The following is a 9,092-nucleotide window of genomic DNA, read 5'->3' as shown; positions in this document are numbered from 1 at the left end:
CGAATCAGCGACAGTCTTCTCGGTCACCGTCCACCCGTCAGCACGCAGATCCGCATGCAGGCGCGGTGACCCGTGCAGGCCGCGGGCCTTGTCGAACGCCACCGCCACGGCCCGGTCGATGGTGTCCCGGCGATAGTCGCGGGTGGTGTGCAAACCCGTTGCCGCACCCGGCGATTGGGTCCGCTTATGCCATTTGTAGAACCACGCCTCGCTGACCCCGAGCAGCCGGCAGGACACCGCGTGTGGCACCCGATAGCTGGTCCTCTGGTCGGCGATAAAGCGTGCCACGCTCACTTCGTCGCCTCCTTCACCCACAGGACCACTGATCGCTTGAGGACATCACGCTCCATGCGCAGCTCGGCGACCTCGTCACGCAACCGTTTGAGCTCAGCAGCGTCATCAACGGTCAGCTCGCCGCGGCCCTCCCGCTCGGCGCGCGCCCGGTTGACCCAGTTACCCAAGGTGCCCTCGTTGACCCCCAGGTCTCGAGCGACCTGGGCGATCGGCTTACCTGTCTCCTCGACGATCCGGACCGCCCCATCACGAAACTCCCGGTCGTACTTCTTCCGCTTCTCTGGCATCGTGCTCCTCATTATCGATGCCTCTACGGTTCGGGGGGAACCTCACATGTCGCCCAGGAGGTCGGCGATGTCGGCCAGCCCGGTGATCATCCGTTCGCCGTCGAGTAGTCCCACCGCCCAGACGCACACCAGCACCAGGACGCCGACGACGCCCATGGCGGCGCTGTTGCGCCCCCAGCCAATCCACACCCGACGGGAGATGTCCCGGTACTGTTCTTCCCGCCGTTCCTCGACGGGGTCCGGCAAAGTGTCGGCGGTCACTGGTAGTCCGCCAGGTCGATGTCCAGCAGGGGCGCGAGGTCGCGCACCGCGTCGTAGTCTTTATCGGTCACAGGTCCGAAACCGGCGGCCTCGAACGCCTCGAGCACGGCGTCGTCGTCGAGTTCTAAAAACGCCGCCCGCACCTTGTCCTTGAAGTCCTCGGGCAGATTCGTCTGCATAGTCCACGGGTAGTTGTAGTAGGGCTCGGACTCCTGGACGGTCACGACCACCTCAGGGTCAATGGTCCCGTCTCGGACCATGCGCTCGTAGATGGGCAGGCTCATGCCGCCCGCGTCGGCGTTGCCGTTCTGCACTGCCAGCGCCACCGCGTCGTGGGCGCCGACGTGCTGTTCTTCGTAGTCGCCGTCGTCGACGCGCAGGTCCGCTTCCTCGGCGAGCATGGCCTTGGGTATCAGGTGGCTGGAGGTGCTGGCCGGGTCTCCCCACGCGACGGTCTTGCCAGCGACGTCGTCGAGTGTGGTGATGCCGGAGTCGGCATTGGCGAGAAACACCCCTTGGTAGGTGGGGGCAGCGCCTTCTTCCTCCTGCAGCGCGGCGAAGGGCTCGATGTCGGCCTGCTCCTGGGCGAGCACGTAGGACAATGGCCCGAAGTAGGCCAGGTCCAACCGGCCGCGGGTCATCGCCTCGATCATCGAGGAGTAGTCGGTGGTGACGATGAGTTCGACCTCGACGCCCAACTCGTCCTCTAGGTATTCCTTGAGCGGTTCGTTGTCCTGGATCACTTGAGACGCGTTCTCGTCGGGCAGCAGGGCCACGCGGAGGGTCTCAGGCACCTCGCCGGCGGCAGGCTCGGAGGTGGAGCCGGAGCCGCAGCCGGTGAGAACAAGCGCGAAAGAGATCAGCGCCGCCAGGGCGGCAACTGTGGAACGGGCTGGTCTGGTCATTGTGAAGAACTCCAGGATCTGGTGAATGTGATTCGGGTGATGCGAACAGCTTCCGGTCAGCGGACACCAGCAGCGAGGTGGCCGGTGACAGTACTGGTGACGGCGTCGCCGTCGGATTCCCCGTTGGGTTCCTCAGTGACGCCTTCGTAGATGAGTCGGATGGCGTCATCGGTGACATCGGACGCGGGGCTGTCATGCACGATCTCGCCGTGTGCGAGGCCGACGATGCGGTCGGCGTGCTCAAGGGCCAGGTCGACCTGGTGGAGGCTGGCGACGAGTGTGATGCCGTTGTCGTGACAGACACGGCGCAACAGCGCCATCACTCGGCCTGCGGTGGCCGGGTCGAGGCTGGCAACCGGTTCGTCGGCGAGGATCAGCTGCGGCTGTTGGGCGAGTGCGCGGGCGATGCCGACGCGCTGCTGCATGCCGCCGCTGAGATTGTCGACCCGGGTGAGCGCGTTGTCGAGCAGACCCACCTGGTCGAGCGCCTCGAGGGCGATGCGCTCGTCGGCGCGACCAGCGGGCAGGAGACCGTGCCAGAAACTGTGGTAGCCGACTCGGCCGAGCAGCACGTTGCGCAGCGCGGTGTACCGCGGGACCAAATGGTGGTGCTGGAAAACCATGCCAGTGCGCCGGCGATGCCGTCGTAATGCACGGCGCGAGTCCAGTGCCGGGAGACCGGCGGCACGCACAGTCCCGGTGGTGGGCTGCACGAGCAAATTTATGCACCGCAGCAGCGTCGACTTGCCGGCTCCCGAAGGACCGAGCAGCACGGTCACCTGCCCGGCCTCGATCGTCAGGTCGGTTCGGCGCAGCGCCTGCACGCCCCCCTTGTAGGTCTTGCTCACCTCGACGAGCTCGATCATGGAAACCCCTCTATAGGACTTGGTCGAACACCCCGAAACCTATAGAGGACTTACGAACGGGCGATTAGGGTTGAGAGAACGGTGAGTGAACCCCGTCCGACCATCCGATGCCGGTGAACGGCCGATGGCTTCCGCGTTCATGCGACGGCCATAGGGCCCTGTCAGAATGTGTCGTCATGACCTTTGGGAACTCGTGTTGGACGCCGACAGATTTTGTGATCGGCCACGTCACAGCGGTGCTGCCCCATCGGGTGGTGGATAACGCAAGAGTGGTGGTGCGCGAGGGTCGGATCGCCGAGGTGGGCCCACACCCGCCGGGTGCCGGCTGCACCCTGGACGCCCACGGCGCCCACTTGCTGCCGGGCCTGGTCGATGTCCACACCGACATCCTCGCGCGGGAGACCCGGCCGCGACCGGGCGTCGTCCTAGACCCTGCCTTCGCACTGATGTCGGCGGGCGGCCGTCTACGCGCGGCAGGTATCACGACCGCCTTCCATGGCCTTGCGTTCCAGGAGCGCTCCATCGTGGGAACGACGATCGGTTCCCCCGCTGCGGCAGAATTGTCCGATTCGCTGCGTCACGCTGACGACACCCAGGTCGACCACCAAGTCTTGCACCGGTTGGACGCCCGCTGCGAGTACGGCCGGACGCTGCTCGCAACGGAGCTGGCCGCATTCGACGACTCCGCGGATTCTGAAACGCGTCGGAGCATCACCACACCGAATGATCCCCCACACGCACGGGTACCGATCGTCTCTCACGAGGACCACACACCGGGGCAGGGGCAGTTCGCCGACCCCACGACCATGCAGCGGTGGCTGATCACCAACGAGGGCATGGCCGAGGCTGCTGCGGTCGACCACGTCGACCGGTGGCGTTGCACCCGCGCCGAACGTCTCGCCGTGCGCGACCGCACCCTCACGTGGCTGGGCGACCTGGCCCGGACCGGACACATCCGGCTCTTCGGCCACGACCTGGCCACCCCGGAAGACGTCGCGGCTGCCGCCGACCGCGGCTGCACCGTGGCGGAGTTCCCAACGACCCTGGACGCCGCCCGTGCCGCCCGCGACCGAGGCATGCTCGTCGTTGCTGGCGCCCCGAACGTCGTCCGTGGCGGCTCCCACACCGGGAACGTCTCGGCAGCCGAGCTCGTCGTCGCCGGTGTGGCCGACTCCCTGGCCAGCGACTACCTTCCCTCCTCGATGCTCCCAGCCGCAGTGCGACTTGTGCGCGACGGTGTCCTCTCACTCCCGCACGCCGTGCGGCTGATCACCTCAGGCCCGGCCGCCTGTGTCGGTCTCAACGACCGTGGCGTGCTGACCGAAGGCTTCCGAGCCGACCTGGTCCTGACCGACCTCAGCAAGACGTGGCCCGTCGCCCACGTCATTTCGACTCAGTCGCATACCGCTGCCCGCGAGTAGCTCGGATTCAGCGGCAGTAGGCCACGAGGACTGTCACCGCTTCGGCTGTCTCACACCAGTCCGACGGAGGTGAGCACCGATGACCTGATGCAACTCCCCGCCTGACCGCAAGCGAAGGATCAGAAACGAGTTACACCACCACACGGGGCTTGACCGGACTCTCGACTGACCACGGCGTCGAGGGGAGCGAACCTTCCTCGGACGTCACACCGAAAATGACCGCACACGCAGTCCGCGCTGTCAGCGGCAATCGGTCGCCCACTGACCAGCAAGCATGACGGAATATGACATTATCGGCGGAAGTGGACTACTGGACCATGAAGGGTCCAGCTAGCGGGTCTTGAAGGTCATATGTTCCTGCCCTAACGGAAGCGCCAGCGGTTTCTAGTCGATACTTGAGATCGAGCCGACTGTCCCACTTTCCGTCGAGCTTGATCCAGTTGAACCCGGCGATATCTGAAATTTCCCTGGACGGCCCGCTCTTGACAAATATCGTGCGCTCGGGGGCCATGGCGAATGACATTCCAGCTTCCAGAAGTACGTTCGGTCGAGCTTGACCTTGAGGGGTTCGATCCGGATCTCCGGTCTCGGAGAATTCGTCCTTAACTCGGGCGAGGTCGTCTGGGGAGAAAATTACGATCGTGGCTGAGGCATGCAGCATTCCGGCACGGACAATATCGTAAGTGTGCGGTTGGGGTTCCCCGGTCAGTTTTACTGCCTCTGACCACGAGATGTCATGAAGCCCCAGAAACAATAGATATGTTCTAAGGGCAACAAGCGGACGTGCGTCTCGGCCGTGAACTATAAATATCTTGGCGGGATCTCTATTCTCAATTGGCGTGTCAGGGGACTGTATGGCTGTAACCGGCTTAGAGACTGCGGAGCGCTCATTTTCAAGGGCGCCGTTGGATGCACGAAGGTCGTCAACGTCCCGACCATCTGGCAGGGTGTACCCGCTCTCGGTGAGCGATATGCCTCGAGGGTCCAGTACGCGCTTGCGCAAGTTGGCGTATGAAGGATTGCTGTCGGATGTGTCAGCGTAGCTGTTTTCTACGTATAGGAAGTTTAGAAGCTCAATAAGGAGTAGATCAGTGTTCGGACCGTTAAAGATGTGCTGCACTATCTTGTTGCTTCGTTCTCCTTTATTTCCCTCGGTTGTAATGCCAAGTGGCCCCTCGAACGTGTCAATTCCAGAATGGGTTGTGCCCTCGCTTAGGCTGGAAGCGAAGTAGCGGGAATCGGCGCGTTTAAATGTCGCGGAAGGCATCGAGCGATGTTACCGCAGTGGGAGGGGTGAGGCAGGCAGGTGATCCGGCCGTGAACGGGCAACGTCCTGGTGGGGTACACCCGTGCGGGACGATGCGCCGCCGGCAGTCGCTGCTGTGTCACAGGGTCTAGTTTGATACTTATGAAACGTTCTCCCGGGGGGTCTAGGATCTATTGATACAGATTCCGGGCGAAAGGGTCCCCTCATGGCTGATCGGATCGGGACGTTGCTGAATCGTTCGGGTGGCGAGGAGGTGCTCATCGTCAGCCGCGGGAAGGTGCGGACTCGGTTCCGTCGTCGGGATGAGTTGGGTTGGAACTTTCGGGTGGAGTCGACGGACTCGGAGAACGTCATCGAGGTAACGCCAAAGCCGAAGCCAGATCCGAAGCCGGCTCGCCGATCTTCGCATGCGCGTGGGCAGCGGGTGGCGTACGTGCGGGTGTCAGCCGCGGATCAGAACGAGGCGCGTCAGCTCGAGGCGGTGGGGGAGTGCGACCGGGTCTATATCGAGAAACAGTCGGCACGCTCGCGCGCTGATCGCGTAAAGCTCGAAGAGTGCATCAGGTATCTGCGGGACGGTGATGAGCTGGTTGTCGCGTCGATGGACCGACTCGCTCGTTCCCTGGTTGATCTCAAGCAGATCGTCGGCGAGGTCACCGCGAAGGGTGCGAGTGTGCGGTTCGTCCACGAGCGGGCCACCTACGCTGCCGGTGCCCAGGATCCTCGAGCCGACCTGATGCTCTCGCTGCTCGGGGCGTTCGCAGAGTTCGAGCGGGCCATCATTCGCGAACGCCAGGCCGAGGGTATCGCCATCGCCAAGGCGAAGGGCAAGTACAAGGGACGCAAACGCGTCCTGACTGAGGAGCAGATCGACAAGGCCCTTGCCCGTATCGAGGCGGGGGAGGGGCCGTCAGCTATCGCCCGGGATCTCGGGGTGGGTCGATCCACGCTCTACCGCGCACTCCAGCGAGTAAGGAAGTAGGCGCCGCCGACACGTCGCGTTAGCCCGCCCACTGCGCGACGAAGCTGGTGCGACACCCTTACATGACACCGAAGTCGTAGCCCTTGCGTCGAGATGCCGCGTTCGGAGATCCCCGCTACGGCATGGACGACGAGGGTTCGAGCACGCGTCAGTGAGTTCCGGTTGGAATGAGCTCCACCGTCTCGTTCGGCGCGACCTAGTGCGCGCCCGGGTGACCACCACTCGCCAGTGAGACCGCCGCGAAACGTCCGTAGACCACCGCCACCGCCACTTACCCGCGAAAGTCACAATCACAACCCTGCATAGCCACAGGATTTCACGCCAGCCACCACACCGGGCTCCTGCCACGAGGATTGTGCAGCAGTCTCCTAGTAAGCGGGGTGGTCCAGCTCGTCGAGCACGCGCTGGGCGATGCGGTAGGCCGCGTTGGCATCGGGCACGCCGCAGTAGATCGCCGTCTGGAGCAGCAACTCTTTGATCTCGTCGTTGGTCAGCCCATTGGTACGCGCGGCCCGCACGTGCATGGCCAGCTCCTCGTGATGGCCGCGGGCCACCAGGGCGGTCAGCGTGATGAGTGAGCGGCTGCGCCGGTCAAGACCCGGACGCGTCCACACCGACCCCCAGGCGTACTGGGTGATGAAATCCTGGAAGTCGGCGGTCAGATCGGTGATCGCCGCGGTCGCGCGGTCGACATGGGCGTCGCCCAGGACCGCCCGGCGCACCGCCATGCCGGCGTCGCGCACCCCGGCGACGGTCGTGGGAGCGGCAACCGCCTGCCCCGCGTTCGCGTGATCGCGGATGAGTTGGCCGACCTCGGACGGTTGCTCGGCCGGGGGCAGGTGCGCGACGCCGTCGAGGACGACGAGCCGCCCGTTCCGGACTCCGGAGGCGATAGCCGCGAGATCGGCCGGCGGAGTGGGGACGTCGAGCAGACCCGACACCGCCAGCACTCGCGGTTCGATCTCGCCGAGGCGGTCACGGACGTCGAAGCCCGCCAGCGCCTCGCACACCAGCGCATAGCCCTCGTCGTCGGCGTCCCGCAGGTCGTGCAGCAGGGCTGCGCCGATCTCCGGCTCCCGCTCCAGGAATCCGGGTGCGAACCAACGCTGGGCCGACCCTTCGATCATCGACGGGGTGCCCGACGCGCGCACGGACGTGGCCCGTGTCCGCCAGGCATCCGGCTCGCCGATCCGTGCGCCCGTCGACAGCAGGACAGCGGAGTCGATGCGCGCGGGTGCGTCCAGCAGCAGCTGCAGCCCGACGGCGCCTCCCACCGAGTCGCCCGCGTAGGTGAAAGTGCTGGCGAACGTGTCGCGCTGGGCCACCACGTCGTCGACCATCTCGAGGACACCGGCGGCCAGCTCGGCCATCGTGAACGGCTCGGCCGAACCGACATTGGATCCGTGCCCGGGCAGGTCCCACGCGAGGACCTCGAAGCGATCGGTGAGGCCGGCGGCGCAGCGCGCCCACAGTGACTGAGCCGACGTGCCCAACGAGGGCCCGAGGACGAGCAGGGGCATGGCGGGTGAACCGCCGAGCTGGACGGCTGTGATGCGAGGGACGGTCACTCGTTCTCCTCCAAGAAGGTCTGGGCCCGCTCCACGGCGCCCACGATGAGGTCCTCGGAGAACCCGCGGTAGGTGGTCGGGTCGGAATCGGCGGTCTTGTCCAGCAGCCCGGCGATCGTGCGGCGCTCGGCCAGCACGCTGTCGGTCGACCGGTCGAGCGTCGCGCGCATGCGCTCGGCGTCCACGTGCAGACCTTGCAGCAGCTCGGTGGTCTGGGACGCGGCGACGACGCTGCGTCGACCGAGCATGTGCAGGGTCGACCACTCGACGTGCCACGCGCCGTCCGGGCGCTGGTCGCCCGCGGTGGCGGAGGCGAGGTGCATCGTCGCGGCCAGAGCGGGGGCTCCCAGGGCTGCGCGGCGCACCAGTACGGAAAGAATCGGGTTGTTCTTGTGCGGCATCGTCGACGAGCCACCGCGGCCCTCGGCCGTCGGCTCGGCCAGCTCGCCGATCTCGGTCCGCGCCAGCGTCGCGACATCGGTCGCGACGTGTCCCCAGGCGTCCGTGCACGAGACCAGCGCGTCGGACGTCCGGGTGACCGTCGCCCGCGAGGTGTGCCACGGGCGGAGTTCCCGTAGCCCCAGGGCCGCGGCGGTGCTGGCGACCAGGTCGGCGCTGGTCCCCTGGGGATCCTCGTGCCCCCGCAGGTTCGCCAGCTCGGTGGCCGCCGACAGAGTGCCGACCGCCCCGCCGAGCTGCACCGGCAGGAGGGAGCGGGCGTCCTGGACCAGATCGGCGGCGTCGACCAGGCCGTCGAGCCAGCCTGCGGCGACGGCGCCGAACGTCGTGGGGACGGCGTGCTGGGTCAGGGTGCGACCGACCATCGGCGTGTCGGCGTGCTGCGCGGCGAGACGGGCGAGAGCGGTCACCTGGGCGCGCAGCTCGCCGATCAGCCGTTCGAGCGCATCGCGCAGCGCGAGCATGAGGGCGGTGTCGAGGACATCCTGGCTGGTGAGCCCGCGGTGAAGCCAGGTGGCGGCGGGCTGCGGCGCTCGCGAGCGGAGCAGCCCGACGAGCGGGACGACGGGGTTGCCGCTGCCCTCGGCTGCCGCCGCGATGTGCGGCAGATCGTCGGCGGTGACGAGCGGGGCGAGGTCGGTGGCGGCGGCGGACGGCGCGAGCCCGGAGGCCACGAGAGCGTCCAGCCACGCGGACTCCACCCTGACCATGGCGGCGAGCAACGCCTCAGCACTCATCAGGTCGCCGGCGCGCTCGTCGCCGGGCCAGAACAGGTCGGTCAT

9 protein-coding genes and 1 pseudogene are annotated in these 9,092 nt (G+C 66.2%); 2 read left to right on the top strand and 8 right to left on the bottom strand.

Going from position 1 to position 9,092, the window contains the following annotated elements; genetic code table 11:
- From ACIGKQ_RS20640 to phnC, 5 genes and pseudogenes are all read right to left on the bottom strand, one after another.
- Positions 1–294, bottom strand: a pseudogene (locus tag ACIGKQ_RS20640) (IS3 family transposase); the annotation flags it as partial.
- Positions 291–581 carry a transposase gene (locus tag ACIGKQ_RS20635; protein ID WP_005195137.1) on the bottom strand — a complete coding sequence of 97 codons (291 nt, stop codon included), beginning with the start codon at positions 579–581 and terminating at the stop codon, positions 291–293. The gene ACIGKQ_RS20635 and the pseudogene ACIGKQ_RS20640, both read right to left, overlap by 4 nt.
- 42 nt (positions 582–623) lie before the next feature.
- Entirely contained in the window at positions 624–842 is a 219-nt protein-coding gene (locus ACIGKQ_RS20630; RefSeq protein ID WP_396574797.1) for a hypothetical protein, read from the bottom strand.
- A complete protein-coding gene (gene phnD, locus ACIGKQ_RS20625) occupies positions 839–1,747 on the bottom strand; it encodes a phosphate/phosphite/phosphonate ABC transporter substrate-binding protein (RefSeq protein ID WP_055476442.1) in 909 nt (302 codons plus the stop codon). The genes ACIGKQ_RS20630 and phnD overlap by 4 nt, the downstream gene beginning before the upstream one ends.
- Before the next feature lie 56 nt (positions 1,748–1,803).
- The gene (phnC, locus tag ACIGKQ_RS20620) at positions 1,804–2,613 is read right to left on the bottom strand and encodes a phosphonate ABC transporter ATP-binding protein (protein ID WP_055476443.1); all 810 of its coding nucleotides are present in this window, start codon (positions 2,611–2,613) and stop codon (positions 1,804–1,806) included.
- 176 nt (positions 2,614–2,789) lie between these two features.
- Between phnC and ACIGKQ_RS20615 the strand changes: the two genes are divergently transcribed.
- A complete protein-coding gene (locus ACIGKQ_RS20615) occupies positions 2,790–4,034 on the top strand; it encodes an alpha-D-ribose 1-methylphosphonate 5-triphosphate diphosphatase (protein WP_055476444.1) in 1,245 nt (414 codons plus the stop codon).
- A 307-nt stretch (positions 4,035–4,341) separates the two neighbouring features.
- Here the strand turns inward: ACIGKQ_RS20615 and ACIGKQ_RS20610 are convergent, their stop codons facing one another.
- Positions 4,342–5,301 (bottom strand): TIR domain-containing protein, encoded by a 960-nt coding sequence (locus ACIGKQ_RS20610; RefSeq protein WP_083229418.1) that lies wholly within the window; start codon positions 5,299–5,301, stop codon positions 4,342–4,344.
- A gap of 205 nt (positions 5,302–5,506) precedes the next feature.
- Between ACIGKQ_RS20610 and ACIGKQ_RS20605 the strand changes: the two genes are divergently transcribed.
- Positions 5,507–6,283, top strand: a complete 777-nt coding sequence (locus tag ACIGKQ_RS20605) for a recombinase family protein (protein WP_020171242.1) — start codon at positions 5,507–5,509, stop codon at positions 6,281–6,283.
- 368 nt (positions 6,284–6,651) lie between these two features.
- Here the strand turns inward: ACIGKQ_RS20605 and pcaC are convergent, their stop codons facing one another.
- Together pcaC and ACIGKQ_RS20595 are read right to left on the bottom strand one after the other, a co-directional pair.
- Positions 6,652–7,851, bottom strand: a complete 1,200-nt coding sequence (gene pcaC, locus ACIGKQ_RS20600; protein ID WP_016895384.1) for a 4-carboxymuconolactone decarboxylase — start codon at positions 7,849–7,851, stop codon at positions 6,652–6,654.
- On the bottom strand, positions 7,848–9,092 hold the full coding sequence (locus ACIGKQ_RS20595) for a lyase family protein (protein ID WP_396574796.1): 1,245 nt from the start codon (positions 9,090–9,092) through the stop codon (positions 7,848–7,850). The genes pcaC and ACIGKQ_RS20595 overlap by 4 nt, the downstream gene beginning before the upstream one ends.

Source organism: Gordonia sp. NPDC062954, assembly GCF_044543825.1.
In the GTDB taxonomy this organism is placed as follows: Bacteria; Actinomycetota; Actinomycetes; order Mycobacteriales; family Mycobacteriaceae; genus Gordonia; species Gordonia tangerina.
Note: the sequence above shows the minus strand (reverse complement) of the source record. Positions and strands in the feature narration are given on the sequence as shown.